At 72.9% G+C, this 21592-nt stretch carries 19 protein-coding genes; 5 read left to right on the top strand and 14 right to left on the bottom strand.

Going from position 1 to position 21592, the window contains the following annotated elements; translation table 11 throughout:
* Positions 1 to 2 precede the first annotated feature (2 nt).
* A complete protein-coding gene (locus tag ACTWJ9_RS24995) occupies positions 3 to 1904 on the top strand; it encodes an anthranilate synthase family protein (protein WP_443294801.1) in 1902 nt (633 codons plus the stop codon).
* On the opposite strand, the gene ACTWJ9_RS24990 is transcribed toward ACTWJ9_RS24995, so the two are convergent.
* The 4 genes from ACTWJ9_RS24990 to ACTWJ9_RS24975 all read right to left on the bottom strand — a co-directional run bounded on the left by ACTWJ9_RS24990 (position 1856) and on the right by ACTWJ9_RS24975 (position 5754).
* Positions 1856 to 2851 carry a 2-hydroxyacid dehydrogenase gene (locus tag ACTWJ9_RS24990; protein ID WP_443294800.1) on the bottom strand — a complete coding sequence of 332 codons (996 nt, stop codon included), beginning with the start codon at positions 2849 to 2851 and terminating at the stop codon, positions 1856 to 1858. The two genes, ACTWJ9_RS24995 and ACTWJ9_RS24990, sit on opposite strands and share 49 nt — an antisense overlap.
* A 120-nt stretch (positions 2852 to 2971) precedes the next feature.
* Positions 2972 to 3670, bottom strand: coding sequence for a response regulator transcription factor (locus ACTWJ9_RS24985; RefSeq protein WP_279336503.1), 699 nt, complete (start codon positions 3668 to 3670; stop codon positions 2972 to 2974).
* Complete coding sequence (gene macS / locus ACTWJ9_RS24980; RefSeq protein WP_387036964.1) at positions 3667 to 4917, bottom strand: MacS family sensor histidine kinase; 1251 nt, start codon at positions 4915 to 4917, stop codon at positions 3667 to 3669. Before macS ends, ACTWJ9_RS24985 begins: the two co-directional genes overlap by 4 nt.
* 36 nt (positions 4918 to 4953) lie before the next feature.
* Complete coding sequence (locus ACTWJ9_RS24975) at positions 4954 to 5754, bottom strand: lysophospholipid acyltransferase family protein (protein WP_387036966.1); 801 nt, start codon at positions 5752 to 5754, stop codon at positions 4954 to 4956.
* Positions 5755 to 5980: 226 nt separating this feature from the next.
* Here ACTWJ9_RS24975 and ACTWJ9_RS24970 point away from each other — a divergent pair, with 226 nt between their 5' ends.
* Positions 5981 to 6778, top strand: coding sequence for an alpha/beta hydrolase (locus ACTWJ9_RS24970; RefSeq protein WP_279336500.1), 798 nt, complete (start codon positions 5981 to 5983; stop codon positions 6776 to 6778).
* Entirely contained in the window at positions 6771 to 7409 is a 639-nt protein-coding gene (locus ACTWJ9_RS24965; protein WP_279336499.1) for a hypothetical protein, read from the top strand. Before ACTWJ9_RS24970 ends, ACTWJ9_RS24965 begins: the two co-directional genes overlap by 8 nt.
* Positions 7410 to 7433: 24 nt before the next feature.
* On the opposite strand, the gene ACTWJ9_RS24960 is transcribed toward ACTWJ9_RS24965, so the two are convergent.
* From ACTWJ9_RS24960 to ACTWJ9_RS24935, 6 genes are all read right to left on the bottom strand, one after another.
* The gene (locus ACTWJ9_RS24960) at positions 7434 to 8192 is read right to left on the bottom strand and encodes an endonuclease/exonuclease/phosphatase family protein (protein ID WP_279336498.1); all 759 of its coding nucleotides are present in this window, start codon (positions 8190 to 8192) and stop codon (positions 7434 to 7436) included.
* A gap of 207 nt (positions 8193 to 8399) precedes the next feature.
* Positions 8400 to 9353 carry an ROK family glucokinase gene (locus tag ACTWJ9_RS24955; protein ID WP_279336497.1) on the bottom strand — a complete coding sequence of 318 codons (954 nt, stop codon included), beginning with the start codon at positions 9351 to 9353 and terminating at the stop codon, positions 8400 to 8402.
* A gap of 101 nt (positions 9354 to 9454) precedes the next feature.
* Positions 9455 to 10036: a DUF5304 domain-containing protein gene (locus ACTWJ9_RS24950; RefSeq protein ID WP_279336496.1), complete on the bottom strand. Its 582-nt coding sequence runs from the start codon at positions 10034 to 10036 to the stop codon at positions 9455 to 9457.
* A 57-nt stretch (positions 10037 to 10093) separates the two neighbouring features.
* Positions 10094 to 11308 (bottom strand): ArsA family ATPase, encoded by a 1215-nt coding sequence (locus tag ACTWJ9_RS24945; protein WP_279336495.1) that lies wholly within the window; start codon positions 11306 to 11308, stop codon positions 10094 to 10096.
* Positions 11309 to 11365: 57 nt separating this feature from the next.
* The gene (locus ACTWJ9_RS24940) at positions 11366 to 11842 is read right to left on the bottom strand and encodes an SRPBCC family protein (protein WP_279336494.1); all 477 of its coding nucleotides are present in this window, start codon (positions 11840 to 11842) and stop codon (positions 11366 to 11368) included.
* A gap of 191 nt (positions 11843 to 12033) precedes the next feature.
* Positions 12034 to 12831 (bottom strand): metallophosphoesterase family protein, encoded by a 798-nt coding sequence (locus tag ACTWJ9_RS24935; RefSeq protein ID WP_443294799.1) that lies wholly within the window; start codon positions 12829 to 12831, stop codon positions 12034 to 12036.
* A 299-nt stretch (positions 12832 to 13130) separates the two neighbouring features.
* Here ACTWJ9_RS24935 and ACTWJ9_RS24930 point away from each other — a divergent pair, with 299 nt between their 5' ends.
* A complete protein-coding gene (locus ACTWJ9_RS24930; protein WP_387036971.1) occupies positions 13131 to 14957 on the top strand; it encodes an AMP-dependent synthetase/ligase in 1827 nt (608 codons plus the stop codon).
* 111 nt (positions 14958 to 15068) lie between these two features.
* Here the strand turns inward: ACTWJ9_RS24930 and ACTWJ9_RS24925 are convergent, their stop codons facing one another.
* A complete protein-coding gene (locus ACTWJ9_RS24925) occupies positions 15069 to 16211 on the bottom strand; it encodes a glycosyltransferase family 4 protein (RefSeq protein ID WP_279336491.1) in 1143 nt (380 codons plus the stop codon).
* A 209-nt stretch (positions 16212 to 16420) separates the two neighbouring features.
* Here ACTWJ9_RS24925 and ACTWJ9_RS24920 point away from each other — a divergent pair, with 209 nt between their 5' ends.
* The gene (locus tag ACTWJ9_RS24920) at positions 16421 to 17650 is read left to right on the top strand and encodes a glycosyltransferase 87 family protein (protein WP_387036983.1); all 1230 of its coding nucleotides are present in this window, start codon (positions 16421 to 16423) and stop codon (positions 17648 to 17650) included.
* Positions 17651 to 17886: 236 nt separating this feature from the next.
* On the opposite strand, the gene ACTWJ9_RS24915 is transcribed toward ACTWJ9_RS24920, so the two are convergent.
* From ACTWJ9_RS24915 to ACTWJ9_RS24905, 3 genes are all read right to left on the bottom strand, one after another.
* Complete coding sequence (locus ACTWJ9_RS24915; protein WP_279336489.1) at positions 17887 to 19077, bottom strand: hypothetical protein; 1191 nt, start codon at positions 19075 to 19077, stop codon at positions 17887 to 17889.
* Between the two features lie 33 nt (positions 19078 to 19110).
* Positions 19111 to 20136 (bottom strand): C40 family peptidase, encoded by a 1026-nt coding sequence (locus tag ACTWJ9_RS24910; RefSeq protein ID WP_387036974.1) that lies wholly within the window; start codon positions 20134 to 20136, stop codon positions 19111 to 19113.
* Between the two features lie 224 nt (positions 20137 to 20360).
* Positions 20361 to 21464 carry a C40 family peptidase gene (locus ACTWJ9_RS24905; protein WP_279336487.1) on the bottom strand — a complete coding sequence of 368 codons (1104 nt, stop codon included), beginning with the start codon at positions 21462 to 21464 and terminating at the stop codon, positions 20361 to 20363.
* Positions 21465 to 21592: the final 128 nt, after the last annotated feature.

Below are 21592 nucleotides of genomic sequence, written 5' to 3'. Positions count from 1 at the left end.
CGATGAACCTGCTCGACCTGCTGGACGATCCCCGCCCGTTCGCCCTGCTGCGCCGCCGCACCCCCGGCCGCGACGACACCGTGGTGGAGCTGCTGCTCGGCCCCGTCAGCCCCCGTGAGCGGCTGGCCGACCTGCCCGACGAGGGGCTGGCGCTCATCCCCTTCCGGCAGATCCGGGAGCGCGGTTTCGACGTGCGCGACGACGGCACCCCGCTGCTGGCGCTGACTCCCGAGGAGCGCCACGAGATCCCGCTCACCACCGCCCTGGAACAGCTGCCCGCGCACGACGTCCGGGTGACGGACGGCGGCTTCGACGTCGACGACGACGCGTACGCGGAGATCGTCGGGCGGGTGCTGCGGGAGGAGATCGGGCGGGGCGAGGGCGCCAACTTCGTGATCCGGCGGACCTACGAGGGGGAGATCCCCGGGTTCGGGCGGGCCGACGCGCTGGCCCTGTTCCGGCGGCTGCTGGAGGGCGAGCGGGGCGCGTACTGGACGTTCGTGGTGCACACCGGGCGGGAGGCGGGAGGGCGGACGCTGGTCGGGGCCAGCCCCGAGGTGCATGTGCGGGCGTCCGGCGGGACCGTCGTGATGAACCCGATCAGCGGCACCTACCGCTACCCGGCCGGGGGACCGACCCCCGAGCACCTGCTGGACTTCCTCGCCGACGGCAAGGAGATCGAGGAGCTGTCGATGGTCGTCGACGAGGAGCTCAAGATGATGTGCGCCGTCGGCGACATGGGCGGGGTCGTGGTCGGGCCCCGGCTGAAGGAGATGGCGCATCTCGCCCACACCGAGTACGAGCTGCGCGGCCGGTCCTCGCTGGATGTGCGGGAGGTGCTGAAGGAGACCATGTTCGCCGCGACCGTCACCGGGTCGCCGGTGCAGAACGCCTGCCGGGTGATCCGGCGGTACGAGCCCGCCGGACGCGGGTACTACGCGGGGGCGCTGGCCTTGCTCGGTCGGGACGCCGGTGGGGCGCAGAGCCTCGACTCCCCCATCCTCATCCGCACCGCCGACATCGACGCGGCGGGGCGGCTGCGGGTGCCGGTCGGCGCCACGCTGGTGCGGGGCTCGGACCCGGCGGGCGAGGTCGCCGAGACCCATGCGAAGGCGGCCGGGGTGCTGGCCGCGCTGGGGGTGCGCCCGGGACGGCCGCGCGCGGAGTCCGTACGGCCCCGGCTGGCCGACGATCCGCGGGTGCGGGCGGCACTGGACGGGCGGCGGGCCTCCCTGGCCCCGTTCTGGCTGCGGATGCGGGAGCCGTCGGCCTTGCCGGCGGGGCCGGCGGCGCACGCCCTGGTCGTCGACGGGGAGGACACCTTCACGGCGATGCTCGCGCACGTGCTGCGCTCCTCGGGGCTCACGGTCACCGTCCGGCGGTACGACGAACCGGGGCTGCGGGAGACGGTGCTCGCGCACGAGGGGCCCGTGGTGCTGGGGCCCGGCCCCGGTGACCCGTCCGACACGGCCGACGCGAAGATGCGGTTCCTGCGCGGCCTGACCGCCGCGGTGATCAGGGACCACCGGCACGGCGTCCTCGGCGTCTGCCTCGGCCACGAGCTGATCGCGGCCGAGCTGGGTCTCGACACGGTCCGCAAGGAGGTGCCGTACCAGGGGGTGCAGACCGGGATCGACCTGTTCGGGCGGCCGGAGACGGTCGGCTTCTACAACAGCTTCGTCGCCCGGTGCGACGACGAGGCGGCCGCGGAACTGGCCGCGCACGGCATCGAGGTGAGCCGCGCGGCCGACGGCGAGGTGCACGCCCTGCGCGGGCCGGGCTTCGCCTCGCTCCAGTTCCATCCCGAGTCGGTGCTCACCCTGAACGGCGCGGCGCTCGTCGCGGAGCTGATGGGTCAGCTCCGCGGTACCAGGACGTTCTCCGAGCGTCGGCCCTCGGTGTAGTCGAGGACGTTGTTCACCGTGGTCTCGATGATCTGGCTGACGGCGTCCACGGTGTAGTACGCCTGGTGGGACGTCACCAGGACGTTGGGGAAGGTGACGAGGCGGGCCAGGGTGTCGTCCTCGACGGCCTCCAGGGACTTGTCGAGGAAGAACAGGCCCGCCTCCGCCTCGTACACGTCCAGTCCGACGCCGGTGAAGCGGCCCGCGCGCAGTTCGGCGACGAGGGCGGCGGTGTCGACGAGTCCGCCGCGGCTGGAGTTCACCAGGATCGCGTCGTCCCGCATCGTCCGCAGGGCGGCTCCGTCGATCAGGTGGAGGGTCTCCGGCAGCAGCGGGACGTGCAGGCTGACCAGGTCGGACTCGGCGAGCAGTTGCTCCTTGGGGACGTAGGTCATGCCGAGCTCCCGGCAGGCGGGGTTCTCGACGACGTCCCAGCCGAGCAGCCGCATGCCGAAGCCGTGCGCGATCCGGGCGAACGCCTCGCCGATCTTGCCGGTGCCGAGGACGCCGGCGGTGCGGCCGTGCATGTCGCGGCCCATCAGGCCGTCGAGGCGGAAGTCGAAGTCGCGGGTGCGGATGGAGGCACGGACGACACGGCGGTTGACCGCCATGGCGAGGGTCCAGGCGAACTCGGCGACCGAGTGGGGCGAGTAGTACGACACCCGGGCGACCGTCAGGCCGAGCCGCTCGGCCGTCTTCAGGTCGACGTTGTTGAAGCCGGTGGACCGCTGGGCGATCATCCGGGTGCCGCCGGCCGCCAGGTTCTCCAGGACCCCTGCGCCGAGGTCGCAGTTGACGCTGGTGGAGATCACCTCGTGGCCGGCCGCGATGAGGGCGGTGTCCTCGTCGAGGAAGACGTCCAGGACATGTACCTCGTGGTGGCCCTGGAAGGCCCGTTCGATCATGGGCTTCTCGTCGGACTGCACACCGAACGCGAGGATTTCCACAGGGTCCCTCCGGGGGTCGTGCCGGGCTTGGCGCCTCATGCGTGAACATGCGAGTACATGAATATGTGAAGATGCGAATATGCGGGGCTGACGAGGGGTGCGGCCGGGTCCGGACGGGTCCTACTCGTCGTCGAGGCCGCGTTCTATGGCGTAGCGGACGAGTTCCACGCGGTTGTGCAGCTGGAGCTTGCCGAGGGTGTTCTGGACGTGGTTCTGCACCGTGCGGTGGGAGATGACGAGCCGTTCGGCGATCTGCTTGTAGCTGAGGCCCTTGGCGACCAGGCGCAGCACCTCGGTCTCCCGGTCGGTCAGCCGGGGCGCCTTGGTTCCGCCGCTCTCCGGGGCGGGTGCCGGGTCGGAGGCCAGACGGCGGTACTCGCCGAGGACCAGCCCGGCCAGGCCCGGGGTGAACACCGGGTCACCGGCCGCCGTACGGCGCACCGCGTCCTGGAGTTCCTGGGTCGAGGCCGACTTCAGCAGATAGCCGGTGGCGCCCGACTTCACCGCTTCCAGGACGTCGGCGTGCTCACCGCTCGCCGAGAGCACCAGCACGCGCAGGGCGGGGTGCGCGGCGAGGACCTCCTTGCAGACCTGGACACCCGGCTTGCCGGGCAGGTTCAGGTCGAGGACGAGGACGTCGGGGGTGGCGGCCCTGGCGCGGCGCACGGCCTGGTCGCCGTCACCTGCGGTGGCGACCACCTCGAAGCCGGACTCGGACAGGTCGCGGGCGACGGCGTCGCGCCACATGGGGTGGTCGTCGACCACCATCACCTTGACCGGGCCCCGTCCGGCTTCCCGTCCGGCTGTCGTGTCCGTCATCGCTGCTCCGCCTTCCCCCGCGGGTCGTCCGCTTCCTTCGTGTCCTTGGGCACCTTCAGTTCGACCTCCGTGCCCTGGCCCGGCACCGAGATCAGTTCCGCGCTGCCGCCGAGGTCGCGCAGCCGTCCGCGGATCGACAGGGCCACCCCGAGCCGTCCCTCGCCCTCGGCCTGGGCGAGCCGGCCCTCGGCGATGCCGGGCCCGTCGTCGCGGACGGTGACGATCACCTCGTCCGGTTCGTCCTCGACCAGGATCCAGGCCCGGGCGTTCGGCCCGACGTGCTTGCGTACGTTGTCCAGGGCCGCCCCGACGGCGGCGGCGACCTCCCGTGCGGCGGACGGCGCGAGCGGCACCGGCGCCCCGGGTTCGGCGAGGTTGACCAGGGCACCGGCGTACGGGGCGAGCAGGGCACGCAGGTCGACGGGGCCGTCCCCGGTTCCGCTCTCCGGGCCGCTCCCTGCCGCACCGGCGGTGTCGCCCACGGCGCGCACGGCCTCTCGCGGGGCCCTGGGGACGGGCACCAGGCCGCCGGAGACCAGGGTGCGCAGCGCCACCTCCTGCTCGCCGGCCATCCGGCCCAGTTCGGCCGCCTCGCCGCCGATCACCGCGCCGCGCCGCTGCACCATCGCGAGCACCTGGAGCACGCCGTCGTGGATGTCCCGCGCGAGCCGCTCCCGCTCCCTCGTCGCGGCCTCGATCTCCAGGGCGCGGGCGAGGGTGCGCTCGGAGGCGCGGGCGACCTCGACGACGTAGCCGATGGCGATGGAGGCGACCCAGACGAGGATCACGTTGTGCACGGTGTCGCGGGCGGGACTGCCGCGCTCGACCAGGTTGGCGACGGCGACCAGGCTGGAGGCGAGGGCCGCCCAGCGCCAGCCGCCCTTGATCGCGAAGGCGAGCACCGAGCCGGCGGTCCAGATCGAGGGCATGGTCGGGCCGCCCGCCTGGACCCGCTCGTGGGCGTCGGCGACGGGGGTGAGCAGGATGCCGACGAGCGCGACGGTCAGGTCGGCGGTGAGGAAGGGCTTGGTGCAGCGGGCGGCGTTGGCGATCCGGGGCAGGGTGCCCAGGGTCCACACGGCCAGTACGGCGAAGTAGGCCACGGCGAGCCAGGGACGCTCGAACTCGTCGTAGGCGGTGGCGAACAGGCCGACCGCGTAGACCATGGCGAGGATCCGGTAGCCGGTGAGCGCGCGCCACAGCGGCTGCTCGACCGACATCCTCATGACGTTCCCGCCCCTGGGCATGTGTTCCCCCACTCCCGCCCCGGACCCGCTGACGGACTACTGGGGATCGGACCGTCGCTGCTCGGCGGTCTCGTCCCGCTGCGCCTTCTTCCCCGCCTTCTCCGTCTTCTCCGCTTCCTTCTCCGCCTTCTCCGCTTCCTTGTCGGCCTTGGCCGCGTCCGCGAGCTGCCGCTTCATGACGGTCGCGTAGATGTCGACGTACTCCTGGCCGGAGAGCTTCATGATTTCGTACATGACCTCGTCGGTCACCGCACGGAGCACGAAACGGTCGTGTTCCATGCCGTGGTAGCGGCTGAAGTCCAACGGCCTGCCTATGCGGATGCCCGGCCGGATCAGCTTCGGGACGATCTTCCCGGGCGGCTGGACCTTCTCCGTGTCGATCATGGCGACGGGTATCACGGGCGCGCCGGTGGCCAGCGCCACGCGCGCCAGACCGCCGGGCTTGCCCCGGTAGAGACGCCCGTCGGGCGAACGCGTGCCCTCGGGGTAGATGCCGAACAGCTCGCCGCGCTCGATGACCCCTATACCGCTCCTGACCGCCGCCTCGCCCGCGCCGCGCGCGCCGGAGCGGTCGACCGGGAGCTGGCCCACACCTTTGAAGAAGGCGGCCGTGAGCCGGCCTTTGACACCCGGGCTGGTGAAGTACTCGGCCTTGGCGATGAAGGTGACCTTGCGGTGGAGCACGGCCGGCAGGAAGAAGGAGTCGGAGAACGACAGGTGGTTGCTGGCCAGAATGGCCGGGCCGTCGGCGGGTACGTTCCCCAGGCCGTCCACCCAGGGCCTGAAGGCGAGCTTCAGCGACCCTCCGACGGTGAACTTCGTCGCGCCGTACAACAACCGAGTGCCTTCCTGTGTGTGTGGGTCAGACCATATCCCGGAGCACCGTCAATGGCTCCGACGGCCCTGGTCGGTGTCAGTGCGGTCGCGTACGGTGAAGGTCCTGCAACTCGTGTGCGGGCGCGCCCCATGACACCCGTGTCCTGACCGTCATGGCGTACAGCCCCTCTGTACGACTGCTGCACGACTCCTACGACTCTTACGACTTTCAGACCGGGAGGCCAAGGTGCCGCTCCTGACCGGAGCCGAGCCGTATCGCCATGAGGGCGGGGAGACCGCAGTCCTCCTCTGCCACGGCTTCACCGGTTCGCCGCAGTCGCTGCGTCCCTGGGCGGAGCATTTCGCCGAGCACGGCCTGACCGTCTCGCTGCCCCTGCTCCCCGGGCACGGCACCCGCTGGCAGGACCTGCGGGTGACCGGCTGGCAGGACTGGTACGCGGAGGTGGACCGCGAGGTGCGGCTGCTGCGGGACCGGTGCGCGCGGGTGTTCGTGGCCGGCCTGTCCATGGGCGGAGCGCTCGCCCTGCGGCTGGCCGCGCGGCACGGCGACGCGGTGAGCGGCGTCATGGTCGTCAACCCGGCGAACAAGGTGCACGGACTGAGCGCGCACGCGCTCCCCGTGGCCCGCCATCTGATCCCCACGACGAAGGGGATCGCGAGCGACATCGCGGACCCGTCGGTCACGGAACTGGGGTACGACCGGGTACCGCTGCACGCGGCCCACTCCCTGCGCACCTTCCTGCGGCTGCTCGACGGCGAACTGCCCCAGGTCACCCAGCCGCTGCTGCTGCTGCGCAGCCCGCAGGACCATGTGGTGCCGCCCGCGGACTCGGCCCGGATCCTCGGCCGGGTCTCCTCCCTCGACGTGACGGAGATCCTGCTGGAACAGAGCTACCACGTGGCGACGTTGGACTACGACGCGGAGCGGATCTTCCAGGAGAGCACCGCGTTCATCGGCCGGCTCGCACCCGGCTCCGTCGACGAGCCCGGTCTCGGCAAGGAAGGGACGACCACAGGTGGCTGAGCACGACTCGGACCGCGAGGACCGCGAAGGGCGTGAGGACCGGGAGGCGCGCGAGGTCGGCGGAGGCCGTGACGGCCGGGGTCCGGAGGGTCCGGAGGAACAGGCCGTCCCCTTCGACGAGGACGCCGCGTGGGCGGCGATCGTCGCCGGGTACGGGGACGAGCCGCCGGACCCGGCGGGCGCCAAGCCGTTCAAGTCGGTCGAGGATCTGGCGTTGCTGGAGCCCGAGACCAATGACGAGGGGTCGGCGCAGGCCGAGGCCCCGGCGAAGACCGGGGAGAAGCCGGCCAAGCCGCTGGGCGGTTCCATCGCCTTCGCGCCGGGTGTGGGCCCGCGCGACTACAGCGTGTCCGAGCCTTCCGAGGACGACTTCGACGACGGCGACGAGGGCCACTTCGTACCGCCGGAGCCGCCGCCGCTGCCCGAGTCCGACCTCGCCTCCAAGCTCGCCTGGCTGGGGGTGCTGGGCGGCCCGGTGCTGCTCCTGCTGGCGATCCTGCTCGGCTGGGAGATGACCTGGTGGCTGACCACGCTCTGCATCGGCGGCTTCCTGGGCGGCTTCGCCACCCTGGTGATGCGGATGCGCACCGACGACGAGGACGACGATCCCGGCCGCGGCGCGGTGGTCTGAGAGCGGGCCCCTCGCCCACGCGGTCTACGCGGCCGCCGGCACTCTGAGGGCGGCCAGCACCGGCAGGTGGTCGGTGGCCGCCCTCAGGTCGGCCCCGCTCACCCCGGGCCGGCCGAGCGGGACGCCGCAGCCCAGGACCTCGACGCCCTCCGTGGCGAACAGGGCGTCGATGCGCTGATGCGGTTCGGTGGGCGTCGAGGTGTACTCACCGCCCCAGGGCGCGGCCGCCCAGCAGTCCGTGAGGGATTCGCCCAGCCGCCGGAAGGTGCGGCCGTCCGGCCGCTCGTTGACGTCACCGCCCGCGACCGCGTGCTCCACGCCCATCCCGGCGAGCCGGTTCAGGAGCATGCCGCCCTGCTCGTACCGCTCGTCCTCCGCCAGCGACAGATGACAGCTCAGCACCCCGAGCCGGGCGCCCCCGAACCGTACGACGGCGGTGGCGAAGCCGCGCCGGTGCAGCCCCGGGGTGAGCGGCAGCAGCACGTCCTCGGTGCGCTCGACGGTCGTCCGCAGGGAGCACAGGACGGCGGGCCCGGCGGCCGTGGCACCTCCGGACAGCGTGACCAGTCCGGAGGCGGAGGCGAGCCGCGCCAGCTTCTTGCGCCACCGGAAGAACCGCGGCGCCTCCTGAAGCAGCACCAGATCGGGCGCGCAGGCGGTGATCACCCGGGCGAGCGCACCGGTGTCGTCCCGCATCGAACGGATGTTGTAGCTCAGCACCCGGACCACGGCCGAACCGTCCGGCTCGGTACGGGAGTCGGGCAGCAGCGGAGTCGTCGCCATGGGGATCAAGATACGCCGACCCCGCACGACGTGAGCGGGTCAGCGCCGCACGCGCTCGAGGAAGCCGTATCACGCGGACGCGGAGCCCGCGCACCGCGGACCGTCCTGTGCAGCCTGCGGCCGTCGTACGTACGGCGCGGAAACGGCAGCGCCCGCCGTCCCCCGAGGGGAGCGGGCGGGCGCCGTCGTGCGTGTGACGAGAGGTGGTCACATGATCGGGTCGGGCTGGCGGGCCAGGTCGGCTGCGCCCACCAGGCCGGCCTTGTTGCCGAGTTCGGCGGCGCGGACCTCGGCCACCGGGCGCCAGTTGCCGCCGACCAGCCAGCGCTTGTAGGACTTGCGGATCGGGTCGAGGACCAGCTCGCCCTCCTCGGAGAGACCGCCGCCGACGATGAACGCGGACGGGTCGAAGAGGGAGGCCAGGTCCGCGAGGCCCGCGCCGACCCAGCGGGCCAGCTCGCGGTAGGAGTCGACGGCCACCGGGTCGCCCTGGCGGGCGGCCATGGAGACATGCTTGCCCTCGATGCCCTCGGGGGTGCCGTCCCCCAGGGAGAGCAGCGTCTCCGCGTTCTCGGGGGTCGCGTTGGCGCGCTGGGTGGCGTACCGGACGAGGGCGCGGCCGGAGGCGTACTGCTCCCAGCAGCCCTGCGAACCGCAGCCGCACAGCAGGCCGTCCGGCACCATCCGGATGTGCCCGAACTCGGCGGCCACGCCGAAGTGGCCCCGGCGCAGCTTGTTGCCGATGATGACGCCACCGCCCAGACCGGTGCCGAGCGTGATGCAGATGACGTTGCGGTGGCCCTTGCCGGCACCGAACTTGTACTCGCCCCAGGCTGCGGCGTTGGCGTCGTTCTCCACCACGACGGGAAGACCCGTGCGGGCCTCGACCTTCTCCTTGAGCGGCTCGTTGCGCCAGTAGATGTTGGGGGCGAAGTACACCGTCGAGCGCTGGCGGTTGACGTATCCGGCCGCACCGATGCCCACGCCGACGATCTCGTGGCCCGCGCGTGCCCCCTCCACCGCGGAGGCGATCGCGTCCACGATGCCCTCGGGCGTACCCGGGGTCGGCACCTTGTGGACCGAGAGGATGTTGCCGTCCTCGTCGACCACGCCGGCCGCGATCTTGGTGCCGCCGATGTCGACGCCGATGGTGAGTCCCATGAATCCCTCAGTTCCGGTCGAGCCCCGCTACCGCCCACGGTACCCGAGGCACTGCCGCCGGGTTCCCGGCACCGACGGGACCGGCCACCGGCTTCGGGCCGTCAGTCCAGGTCGATGCGTTCCCCGCCGGGGCCCGGCTCGTCGCCCCGGTCCCGGCCCGGGTCGCCCTTGCCGCCCTCGTCCCGGGCCTCGTCGGGGTCCCAGGCGCGGGTGTCTCCGGTCGTCCAGCGGTGTTCCTGACCCTGGACCGCGGAGCGGTAGGCGGCGAGCAGTTCGTTGCCCGCGGCGGTGAGGTGGTCGAAGACGTCCGGGTTGCGTTCGACGACCGGTTCCACGGCCGCCTTGGCCTGCTGGACGACCTGGCGCACCATCTGCTGCGCGGCCGGCCCGGCGACCGCGCCGAACAGGGGGCCCTGGAGGCCTCCGGTGAGCTGGTCGAACTTCTCGGCGACCGCGTCGACGAGCTTGCGCAGTTCCTCGGCAGCCGAGCCGGGCGGCGGTCCGTACCGGGCGCGGCGGCGGACCTTCTCCGCCTCGAGGTCCTCGGCGCACGCCGTCGCCCAGGCGTCCGCGTCAAAGGCGGTGCGCGCCTCGTTCACAGCGCGTACGTCGTCCTCCACTGCGCGTACGTCGTCCACGGGTTCGTCCCCGGCGGCATCGGGCGGGGGGAGCTGATCGCTCATGAGGGACTCCTGACTACGGTGGGCCCCTCCGACGTTACCCGAACGGCCGTGGCGGCTTCACGGGGTGCGCGGCCACAGCTGCGGATCCGGCCGGAACCGGATGCGCAGCTCGCCCTCGCGCAGGGCCGCGCCGTCCACGGTGCAGCGGCGCAGCGCGGAGGGCAGCGGGACGGTCCGCCGGAACGGCCCGGCGGTGACGGCGAGTTCGTCGCCGCGCCGGATCAGGTCCAGTTCCTCGCGCCGGGCGCCGGGCAGGGGGATGTGCCAGACCAGTACGCCGTCGTCGGCGGTGGAGGACTCCTCGCTCGAGGGGAGCCGGGAGTGGGCGGGACCGGTGACGGGCCACTCGACCCGGGCGGGCGCCCCCTCGGCGGCCGGCATGCCGGGTACGGCGAGCGCGGCGAGATCGTCCGGGCCCCGCGGGTCGCGTCCCAGGTGGGCGACCGGGTGGACGTCGTACGTCTCGCGCCACTCGTCCAGGGTCTTGCGCTGCTGGGCGACCAGGCCGGCGAGCCGACCGTCCTCGACGTCCTCGGGCAGGAGGCGCCCGGCGACCAGCGCGTCGGTGCGCAGTCCGCGCAGGGCGAGGCCCAGGCCCGCGGCGCGTACCGCGTCGGCGCCGGCCGGTCCGGGCTCGGCGACCAGCCGTACGGCGGTGCCCCGGTCGGCGAGGACGGCCTCGACCGCGGCCAGTTCGGTGTCCCAGCGGGCGGCCGTCCCGTACAGCCACTCCGCGGGCATCGGGACCCCGGCGAGGCGGCCGAGCACCGGGCGCAGGGCGCGGGCGGCCTGGCGTTCCGGCGGGAGCAGGCGGCGCAGGCAGCGGCGGAGGTCCTCGGGGAGGGCGAGGAGGGCGAGGGCCTGCGGGGTGGGCGGGAGATCGACGACGAGCAGGTCGTACGCCTGTGACAGCGCCGCGTCCCGCAGGGCGCGCAGCACGGAGAGCTCCTCGGCACCGGGCAGCGGGCCGAGGTCCTCGGGGTCGAGCCGGGACGCGCCGAGCAGGTCGAGCACCGTGGCGGCCCGGTCCTGGAGGGCGGCCAGGTCGGCGCGGAAGTCCGTACCGGCGTCGACCCGCCGGGCGGTGAGTCCCTGCTCGACCTCGACGGGCTCGGCGCCCACGGGCGTCCCCAGTGCGGCGCCCAGCGTGTCCACCCGGTCGGTGCCCAGCACCAGGACGCGGGCGCCTGAGCGGGCGGCGGCGAGCGCGGTGGCCGCCGCGACGGTGGTACGTCCGTTGCCGCCGGGGCCCGTGATCAGGAGGGTACGCATGAGGGTGAACGGTACCCGGGACCGTGCCCGACCGGCGCCGCCGCCTCCCGGCCGGTGCTACTCCGCGGCCGGCTTCCCGCCGGAGCCGGCGGCGGGCTCCTCGCCCGTCTCCACCCGCTTCTTCAGTCCCGCCAGGGCCCGGTCGATGATGACCTTCTCGGCCTTGCGCTTGATCATGCCGAGCATCGGGATCTTGACGTCGACGGTGAGCCGGTAGGTGACCTCGGTGCCCGTGCCGGCCGGCGTCAGGAGGTAGGAGCCGTCCAGGGAGCGCAGCATCTGGGACTTCACCAGCGTCCAGGAGACCTCGTGCTCACCGGTCCAGGTGTACGCGAGGGTCTGGTCGTCCTTGATCGCGCCGGCGTCCATGACGAGGCGCACCTGCTCGGCCCGGCCCCGGTCGTCGGAGGAGAGGACCTCGGCCTCCTTCACCTCACCGGTCCAGTCCGGGTAGCGGGCGAAGTCGGCGATCACCTCCATGACATCGGCCGGTGCCGCCTCGATCGTGATGCTCGAGCTGGTGTGTTCCGCCATCGCCGTGGCTCCTCCAGGTGCGGGCCGGTAGTTCGGATCGCCGTGCGCGGCCCCCGCGCACGCACGTGCAGCGGAAGGCTATCGCGCACCCGGCCGGCGCCCCTCATCCGACCGCGACTCATCCGACCGCGACTCATCCGACCGCGACTCGTCCGGACGCGACTCGTCCGGCCGCGACTCGTCGGAGGTCCTCACCACTCGAGGGCCCAGGGCCGGCCGCCGGCCGCGAAGTGCCCCACGTTCACACATTCGGTGGCCCCGATCCGCATGCGCCGGACCAGCGGCTGGTGCACATGGCCGAACAGCGCGTACCGCGGCCTGGTGCGGTGGATGGCGTCCAGCAGGGCCCGGCTGCCGCGCTCGAAACGGCGTGCGACGGTGTCGTACACCAGCTCCAGGACCTCCGGCGGGATGTGCGTGCACAGCACGTCGACCTCGCCGACGGCCTCGATCTTCGCCGCGTACTCCTCGTCGCCGATCTCGTACGGCGTTCTCATGGGCGTACGCAGTCCGCCGCCGACGAAGCCGAAGGTCCGGCCGCCGATCTCCACCCGTCCGCCGTCGAGGACGGTGGTGCCGGGGCCCGCGTACTCCTGCCACAGGGCCGGTATGTCGACATTGCCGTAGGTGGCGTACGTGGGTGCGGGGAAGGCGGCGAACAGTTCGGCGTACTGCTTGCGCACCGCCGTCTCGATCGCCCCGGCGCGGTCCTCGCCGATGCCCGCCCACAGCCGGGACTGGAACGCGCGCGCCTCCTCGAAGCGGCGGGCGGTGCGCAGTTCCACGATCCGGTCGGCGTTCTCCACGCCGAACAGGTCGGGGAAGATGCCGCGGGAGTGGTCGGCGTAGTCGAGGAAGAGCACCAGGTCGCCCAGGCAGATCAGGGCGTCCGCGCCGTCGCCGGCGCGGGCCAGGTCACGGGCGTTGCCGTGCACGTCGCTGACCACATGGACGCGCGTGCGCCGGTCCCCGTCTGGTGTGGAAGCCATGGCGATCAAGGGTAGGCGTGTCCGTCCCGCGTGAACAGTGGTGCGCGGACCTGCGGTAACTGGCTCGGCGGGGAAGCAGTGGAATAGTGTGCGCGATGGAGCACCCAGCTGTGTGACGCAGCGAACATCTCACCGGGACCCCCTGTCGTAGCATCCATACCGGCGGGTAACGTCCGGGCCGTCCACTCGTGCTCGGGTTTTCAACAGCTGAATCCTCGAGCACTCGACCGAGCCTTGGACCGCACCGCCGCCGCAGCGCACAACGTCGTGGCGCCGGCGCCCTAAGAGGAGCAGCAGTCTTGCGCGAGTTCAGCCTTCCCGCTTTGTACGAGGTCCCCGCGGACGGCAATCTGACCGACATCGTCCGCAGAAACGCCGCGCAGCATCCCGATGTCGCCGTCATCGCCCGCAAGGTCGGCGGCGTGTGGCAGGACGTGACGGCGACCGCCTTCCTCGACGAGGTGCGGGCTGCCGCCAAGGGGCTCATCGCCTCCGGTGTCCGGCCCGGCGACCGGGTGGGGCTGATGTCCCGCACCCGCTACGAGTGGACCCTGCTGGACTTCGCGATCTGGAGCGCCGGCGCGGTCACCGTGCCGGTGTACGAGACCAGTTCACCGGAGCAGGTGGCCTGGATCCTCAGCGACTCCGGCGCCACCGCCTGTGTGGTGGAGAGCGACGGCCACGCGGCCATGGTGGAGTCGCTGCGCGACCGGCTGCCCGCGCTGAAGCACGTGTGGCGGATCGAGGGCGGCGCTCTCGCCGACGGCGCACTCGCCGGCGGTGCGATCGCTGAGCTGGGACGGCTCGGCCGGGACGTCACCGACGAGACGGTCGAGGAGCGCAGCTCCGTGGCCAGGGCCGACGACCCGGCGACCATCGTCTACACCTCCGGCACCACCGGCCGCCCCAAGGGCTGTGTGCTCACCCACCGCAGCTTCTTCGCCGAGTGCGGCAACATCGTGGAGCGGCTGCGCCCGCTGTTCCGCACCGGTGAGTGCTCGGTGCTGCTCTTCCTCCCGCTCGCGCACGTCTTCGGCCGGCTGGTGCAGATCGCGCCGATGATGGCGCCGATCAAGCTGGGCTGCGTCCCGGACATCAAGCAGCTCACCGACGAACTGGCCGCGTTCCGGCCGACGCTGATCCTGGGTGTGCCGCGGGTCTTCGAGAAGGTCTACAACTCGGCGCGGGCCAAGGCGCAGGCCGACGGCAAGGGCCGGATCTTCGACCAGGCGGCGGACACCGCCATCGCGTACAGCAAGGCGCTGGACACGCCGTCGGGCCCGTCCCTCGGTCTGCGGCTCAAGCACAAGGTCTTCGACCGGCTCGTGTACGGCAAGCTGCGCGCGGTGCTCGGCGGACGCGGCGAGGCCGCCATCTCCGGCGGCGCGCCGCTGGGCGAGCGCCTCGGCCACTTCTTCCGCGGCATCGGCTTCACGGTGCTGGAGGGGTACGGGCTCACCGAGTCCTGTGCGGCCACCACGTTCAACCCCTGGGACCGGCCGAAGATCGGCACGGTCGGACAGCCGCTGCCCGGCTCGGTGGTCCGGATAGCCGACGACGGCGAGGTGCTGCTGCACGGCGAGCACCTGTTCAAGGAGTACTGGAACAATCCGGGCGCGACGGAGGAGGCGCTGGCCGACGGCTGGTTCCACACCGGCGACATCGGCACCCTCGACGAGGACGGGTACCTGAGCATCACCGGGCGCAAGAAGGAGATCCTGGTGACCGCAGGCGGCAAGAACGTGGCGCCGGCCGTGATCGAGGACCGTATCCGCGCGCACGCGCTGGTCGCGGAGTGCATGGTGGTCGGCGACGGGCGGCCGTTCGTGGGCGCGCTGGTCACCGTCGACGAGGAGTTCCTGGTCCGCTGGGCGGCGGAGCACGGCAAGCCGGAGGGGGTCACGGCGGCGGCGCTGAGCGAGGACCCCGATCTGATCGCCGCGATCCAGACGGCGATCGACGACGGGAACGCGGCGGTCTCCAAGGCGGAGTCGGTGCGGAAGTTCCGGGTGCTGCCGGCTCAGTTCACGGAGGAGTCGGGGCACTTGACTCCGTCGTTGAAGCTGAAGCGGAACGTGGTGGCGAAGGACTACGCGCACGAGATCGAGGCGCTCTACACGAAGTAGGGCGTCCGTCCTGGCCGGGAACGCTGTTCTTCGCCCCCGCCGCCCCTTCTCTTCCCCGGGGGCTCTGCCCCGGCCCCCCGCTCCTCAGACGCCGGAGGGGCCGAGTCGGGTTCAGAGCAGGGTTTTCAGTTGGTCCGCCAGCAGGTCCCAGCGCCATTTCTCCTCGACCCAGGCCCGGCCCCGCTCGCCCATCCTGCGGCGGAGTCCGGGGTCGGCGAGGAGGGTGATGATGCGGTCGGCGGACTCGGCGGGGGTGTCGCCCCGGACGACCCAGCCGGTCTCGCCGTCGAGGACCGCGTCGGGGGCGCCGCCCGAGTCGCCGGCGACGACGGGCAGACCGGTCGCGGAGGCCTCCAGGTAGACGATGCCGAGCCCCTCCACGTCCAGTCCGCCGCGCCGGGTGCGGCAGGGCATCGCGAAGACGTCCCCGGCGCCGTAGTGGGCGGGCAGTTCGGACCAGGGCACGGCGCCGGTGAAGCGGACGGAGCCGGCCACCCCGGTGTCCTGGGCGAGCCGGCGCAGGTCCTTCTCGTAGGGCCCGCCGCCGACGATCAGCAGCACGGCGTCCGGCTCGGCGGCCAGGATCGCGGGCATGGCGCGGATCAGTGTGTCCTGCCCCTTGCGCGGCACCAGCCGGGAGACGCAGACGACCACCGGGCGGTCGGTCAGGCCGAGCCGGGCCCGGACTTCGTCGCCGCCGGAGCCGGGGTGGAAGGTCTTCTCGTCGACCCCGGGCGGCAGTCGCACCATCCGCGAGGCCGCCCCGGGCGTGAGCGCGCCGGCGATCCGCGAGCGCGTGTACTCGCCGAGGTAGGTGATCGTGTCCGTGGACTCGCCGATCCGGCGCAGCAGTTGCCGGGCGGCGGGGAGCTGGGCCCAGCCCGCCTCGTGGCCGTGGGTGGTGGCCACGATCCGCTCGGCGCCCGCCCGGCGCAGCGCCGGTGCCATCAGCCCGAGCGGCGCCGCCGCCCCGAACCACACCGAGGTGCACCCGTGTTCGCGCAGCAGGGCGACGGCCCGCCGGGTCGCCTGCGGGGTCGGCAGCAGCATCGGCGTACGGGCGCGTACGACGGTGAAGGGCTGCTCGGCGTCGAAGGCGGCCGTCGCCAGGGCGCCCTCCCGGGTGCGCTTCCAGGTGGAGGCGTGGACGACGAGGCGCTCGGGGTCGAGCCGCAGCGCCATGTTGTGCAGGAACGCCTGGATGCCGCCGGGCCGGGGCGGGAAGTCGTTGGTCACGATCAGGGTCTTGTGCATCGTCGCCGACCCTACCGAACCGCCGGCACCCGGTACCGAACCGGCCGGGGGCCGGAGACCGGGGGGCCGGAGACCGGGGGGCCGGGGGCCGGGGGCCGGGGGCCGGGCGGCTCCGGGTTCCGGCGGGCCGCTGTGGCACGCACACCGGGGTCCGCGACATCATGGCCCCCCAGGACCGCACACCGACGGGCAGGAATCACGTGGACACGATGGGCTCGCGCGGGTCCCCGGCTCGGCTGCTCGCGCTCTGGGGGCTGACGAGGACCGTCCTGCTGCTGTGGGTCCTGAAGGTGGTCGTCTTCCCCGGCCCGGACGTCACCAGCGACGTGTCCGGGATCTACCGGGGCTGGTACGAGGTCCTGCGCACCGGAACGTTCCCGCTGGACGACGTGACCTGGCAGTACCCGCCCGCGGCGGCGCTGGCGATCCTCTCCCCCGGCTTACTGCCGTTTTTGGAGTACGCCACGGCGTTCTTCGTCCTGGTGCTCCTCGCCGACCTGGCCACCCTGGCACTGCTGCTGTACGCGGGCGGCCGGCCGGGTCTGAGCCGTCGCGGCGCCTGGGTGTGGGTGGCGGGCGTGCCGCTGCTCGGGCCGACGGTGTACGCCCGCTACGACGTGATGGTGACCGCGGTGGCGGTGGCCGCGCTGCTGGCCGGCGCCCGGCGTCCCCGGCTGCTGGGGGTGCTGGCGGCCTTCGGCGCGTTGCTGAAGGTGTGGCCGGCGATGCTGCTGCTCGGTGTCCGCCGGCGTTCCGCGTGGGTGTCGGCGGCGGTGACCGGTGTCGCGGTGGCGGGCGCGTTCGCGGTGTCCATGCCGGGCGCGTTCGCCTTCCTGGACTTTCAGCGCGACCGGGGCACGGAGGTGGAGTCGCTGGGCGCGCTGGTCTTCCATGTCGCCCGGCACTACGGCTGGGACGGCCGGGTGCTGCTCAACTACGGCTCGGTGGAGTTCCTCGGCCCGTACGTGACCTGGGTGAGCACGGGCGCCATGGTGCTGACCGGGGCGGCCCTGGCCTGGCTGGTGCTGTGGCGGCTGCTGGCCACCCGCTTCGAGCCGCACACCCTCGCCGACGCCGCGTTCGTGGCCGTGCTGATGTTCACCACCACCAGCCGGGTGATCAGCCCGCAGTACATGGTGTGGCTGGTCGGGCTCGCCGCGGTCTGCCTGTGCCACCGCGGGAGCCGGATGCGGCTGCCGGTGGCCCTGGTGCTGGTCGCGTCGTTCGTGACGGTGCTGGAGTTCCCGCTGTGGTTCGCGCACGTCGTGGCCAGTGACCCGCTCGGCATCGCCCTGCTGTTCCTCCGCAACGGCCTGCTGGTGGCCGCCACCCTCCTCGCCGCCCGCACCCTGTGGCGCGCGACGGTCCCCCGGTCGCTCCCGCCCGCGGACCTCGCAGACCACCCCCGAAGCCCCACGAAAGCACCGGTCTCCTCCTGACCGTTCCCTCCCGACGGCTCCCCTCCCGACGGCTCTCCTCCCGACTCCGGCCCGGTCTCCCGGTGCGGCGAACGCCCCGGCCGGGTCACCTGACCGACCCCTCCCGACGGGTCTCCCCCTGACCGGTGCCCCACGGCGGGTCCCCTCCCGACCGGCCCCTCCCGACCGATCTCTTCCCGACCGGTCTCCTCCCGACTCCGGTGCAGTCTCCCGGTGCGGCGAACGCCCCGGCCGGGTCAGTGGAGTTGCTCGCGCAGGTAGTCCTGCCAGGCGACGGTGAAGGCCTCCGGTGTGGTGCCGAGGACCCGGTGCATCGCGTCCTCGACCGCGCCGTCCCGCCGCGCGTGCGCGCCCACGGCACGGTAGAACGCGCCGAGGCGTTCCTCGCCCCAGCGCTCCGCGATGAGGCGGCAGGCCATCCAGCCGCTCTCGTAGGCGCGGGCGAGGCCGTCGGTGTCGCCGGAGAAGCCGAAGTCGCCGTCGTCCGGCAGCCCGGAGGGGACCTCCCCGTACCTCACCGCACGGGCGAGTTCCGGTGCCGCGTCGGCCGGGAGGCGGTCGCCGTCCCGGTAGCCGACCCAGTCGGCGAAGCCCTCGGACAGCCACAGCGGGGTCGAGGCGGTGGTGTGGGCGCGGGTGGCGACGTGGGCGGTCTCGTGGGTGACCACGACCTGCCGGCCCGAGTCGCCGAGCACTCCGAAGGCGTCCGGGTTGACGATGACCCGGTCCGCGGGTGACGTGGCGCCGGCGCCGGTCTCGCCGGTGGTGACGGCCGCGATCCCCCGGTAGGAGGAGGCGGGCGAACCCAGCAGCCCCGCCATCTCCTCCAGGGAGCCCGGGACCAGGACCACGACGCGCCGCTCCCAGCGCGGGCCCCACGCGTCCGACACCGACGGCACCGCGCGGTCGGCCAGTTCGGCGTAGTCGCGCAGTTTCCCGTCGGGCTGCCCCACACCGAGCACCAGGCTCCGTTCCCCGTGCACGGCACGCACCGCGCCCTGGTCCCAGAGCTGCCGGCCGGTCTTCCCGGCGGGCCGGTCGGAGTCGACGGACCACCGGCCGTCGTCGTGCCGGGTCAGGCGCAGGGTGCGGGCGGTGGTGACCGGGGCCCGGTCGTAGCCCGCGACGCGGTAGCCGAGGTCGGCGTCGACGGTGGCGCTGTCCCCCGTGCGGCGCACCGCGGTCACGCGGTAGGTCCAGTCGGCCAGCGGCACCTCACGCAGGCTGTCGTACCCGGCCCGGGTGCCGGTACGGGCGTAGGCGGCGGCGTCGTGGCCGAGGACGGCCCCGGCCCGCCGGTCGAGCAGTGCCTGCACCTCGGCGTGGGCGCCGTCGACGGCCGGCCGGCCTCCGCAGCCGACCAGGGAGACGAGCAGCAGACACAGCGCCGTCACCGGCGCACCCGACACCCGCCTTCGACCAGCCACCCTTGTGAGGGTACGGGCGCCGGGCAGCTCCGGTCAGACCCTGGTGACGGACGAGACCGGCATCATCCCGACCGGGTCGTAGCGCACGGGGGCACCGGGGTAGGGCGCGTGGATCACCTGACCGTTGCCCGCGTACATCCCGACATGGCTGGCGTCGGACCGGTAGAGCACCAGGTCGCCGGGCCGGGCCTGGGAGAGCGGAACCTGCCGGCCGGCGTGCCGCTGGGCCTGCGAGGTGCGGGGCAGGGCCACCCCGGCCTGCGCGTACGACCATTGCATCAGACCGGAGCAGTCGAAGCCGGAGGGCCCGTTGGCGCCCCAGACGTAGGGCGAGCCGAGGGCGGAGTGGGCGGCGGCCACCGCGGCGGCCGCGCGGCCGGAGGCAGCCGCGGCGCCGACCGGGCCGGGCAGTCCCAAGAGGCCGGATCCGCCGGATCGGGCAGCCCGCTCGTAGGCGGCGCGTTCGGCCTCGGGGAGCGCGTCGAGCAGCCGCCGGGCCTCGGCGAGTTTGCGCTTCACGGTCTTCTTGTGGGCGGCGGCCGCCCTGCGGCTCCGCTCCAGTTCTTTCAGCTTGTCGGACGCCTTCGCGCGGTTCTGGTCCAGGGAGCGCCCGGCCTTCTGGAGTTCCTTCAGCCGTCCGGCCTGGCGGGCGGTGAGCCGGTCGAGCACCGAGGCCCGCTCGAGGTAGTCCTCCGGGTCGTCGGAGAGGAGCAGGGTGAGGGAGGGGTCGAGCCCGCCGGAGCGGTACTGCGCGCCGGCCAGCGAACCGAGCGCTTCCCGCAGGGTGTTGACACGCTCCTGCTGCCGGGCGATCTCGTCCTGGACGGTGTTGATCCGCCCCCGCAGGGTGCCCGCGCGGGAGTCGGCCCGGTGGTACGCCTCGGTCGCCCGCTCGGCCTCCTCGTAGAGGCGGTCCACGTCGGCCGTCGGATCGTCGTGCGGGACGGCCGTCGCCGGTACGGTGCCCAGGGCGGCTGCCGCCGCGGACAGGAGACCTACGGCGACGGTGGTGCCCCGGTCGAGACCGGGGGAGGGTGCAAGGCGTCGATGGGACCCCACGGGGACCGCGCTCCTTCCGCTGGCGGACAGGGAAACGCGGCAGACAGTAACCCCGGTGCGGGCGGCCGACCAATGACCCGGGTGACCACGCACAGTGACGCCCCGCCTCTGACCGCAGGTCACAGGCGGGGCGTGGAGTCGGACGGCGGGGCCGCGATTCCCCCGAACGGAGGCACGCGCCCCTGCCGCGGCCGACAGGAGTGACGAGGCGTCTTGGGCCGCTCCTAGACGCGGACGCCGAACATGAACGGGCCGCCGATGGTGTTCATCGACTCGTAGCGGACGACGGTGCCGCTGCGCGGGGCGTGGATGATCTGGCCGTTGCCCGCGTAAAGACCCACGTGGTGCAGGTCGTTGAAGAAGAAGACCAGGTCGCCGACCTGGAGCTGGCTGGCCGAGTAGATCCTGGTGCCCGCGCCGGTCTGCGACTCGGAGGTGCGCGGGAGGCCGACGCCGGCCTGGGCGTACGCCCAGGAGGTGAGGCCCGAGCAGTCGAAGGAGGACGGGCCGGTGGCGCCGTAGACGTAAGGGGTGCCGAGCTTGCTCTGGGCGGCGGCGAAAGCGGCGCCGGCGCGGCCGGAGCCGTTGGAGACCGGGGCGGAGCTGCCGGTGCCGGCGGCGGTGCCCGCGTCGGAACCGGAACCGGAACCCGAACCGGAAGCCTTGAGGACCTCCCGCTCGCTGGCGCGGGTGGCGCGGGCCTCCTCCTCGGCGAGCTGTGCCTTCTCCTCCGCGGTCAGGCTGTTGAGCAGCTTCTGCGCGGCGCCCAGCTTGCCCTGGACTTCCTTCTTCTTCTTGCCCAGTTCGGTGCGGGTGGAGTCGAGGTCCTTGAGCTTGCCGGAGGCCTCGGAGCGCTGCTGGGCGAGCTCGCGCTGCTTCTCCTGGATCTTCTTCAGCGCGTCGACCTGCTGGGTGCTGAGCTGGTCGAGGGTGGACGCCTTGTCGAGGTAGTCGTCCGGGTCGGCGGAGAGGAAGAGCTGGAGCGCGGGGTCGATGCCGCCGCTGCGGTACTGGGCGCTGGCCATCGAACCGAGGCCGTCGCGCAGCTCGTTGAGCTCCTGCTGGCCCTTGGCGACGTTGTCCTGGATGGTGGAGATCTCCTTCTGGAGCTTCTCCTGCTTCTCCTTGGCCCCGTTGTACTTCTCGGTGGCCTGCTCCGCCTGCTGGTAGAGCTTGTCGACCTTGGCCTTCACCTCGCCCTTGCTCGGATTTTCGCTGGGAGCCGCGTTGGCGGCCTGCGAACTCAGGACGACGGCAGCTGCGGCAGCGGTGGTGAGCACAGTGACACGTGCCCGGTTCGGCTGCTTGGGACGACGGTGGGACGCCACGGAGGCGAGCTCCTTCTTCCTCCAGCCGCCTACCGACACGCCGGTGGGCGGGACCTCCGCCGTCGCCACCCCATGTGAACGATCACCCGAGCGGAGGTTCGAGGCCTGACCCTAGTGATTCTCTTGTG

The organism is Streptomyces sp. GDS52 (genome assembly GCF_052246875.1).
Taxonomy (GTDB): domain Bacteria; phylum Actinomycetota; class Actinomycetes; order Streptomycetales; family Streptomycetaceae; genus Streptomyces; species Streptomyces cathayae.
The sequence above is the reverse complement of the archived record's forward strand: the minus strand, read 5'-3'. Positions and strand labels throughout refer to the sequence as shown.

Excerpts from the sequence above, each read along its gene's own strand:
- ACTWJ9_RS24995 (WP_443294801.1), top strand. The coding sequence starts at position 3 with ATGAACCTGCTCGACCTGCTGGACGATCCCCGCCCGTTCGCCCTGCTG.
- ACTWJ9_RS24985 (WP_279336503.1), bottom strand. The coding sequence starts at position 3,670 with ATGACGGACACGACAGCCGGACGGGAAGCCGGACGGGGCCCGGTCAAG.
- macS (WP_387036964.1), bottom strand. The coding sequence starts at position 4,917 with ATGCCCAGGGGCGGGAACGTCATGAGGATGTCGGTCGAGCAGCCGCTG.
- ACTWJ9_RS24960 (WP_279336498.1), bottom strand. The coding sequence starts at position 8,192 with ATGGCGACGACTCCGCTGCTGCCCGACTCCCGTACCGAGCCGGACGGT.
- ACTWJ9_RS24955 (WP_279336497.1), bottom strand. The coding sequence starts at position 9,353 with ATGGGACTCACCATCGGCGTCGACATCGGCGGCACCAAGATCGCGGCC.
- ACTWJ9_RS24950 (WP_279336496.1), bottom strand. The coding sequence starts at position 10,036 with ATGAGCGATCAGCTCCCCCCGCCCGATGCCGCCGGGGACGAACCCGTG.
- ACTWJ9_RS24945 (WP_279336495.1), bottom strand. The coding sequence starts at position 11,308 with ATGCGTACCCTCCTGATCACGGGCCCCGGCGGCAACGGACGTACCACC.
- ACTWJ9_RS24940 (WP_279336494.1), bottom strand. The coding sequence starts at position 11,842 with ATGGCGGAACACACCAGCTCGAGCATCACGATCGAGGCGGCACCGGCC.
- ACTWJ9_RS24935 (WP_443294799.1), bottom strand. The coding sequence starts at position 12,831 with ATGGCTTCCACACCAGACGGGGACCGGCGCACGCGCGTCCATGTGGTC.
- ACTWJ9_RS24925 (WP_279336491.1), bottom strand. The coding sequence starts at position 16,211 with ATGCACAAGACCCTGATCGTGACCAACGACTTCCCGCCCCGGCCCGGC.
- ACTWJ9_RS24920 (WP_387036983.1), top strand. The coding sequence starts at position 16,421 with ATGGGCTCGCGCGGGTCCCCGGCTCGGCTGCTCGCGCTCTGGGGGCTG.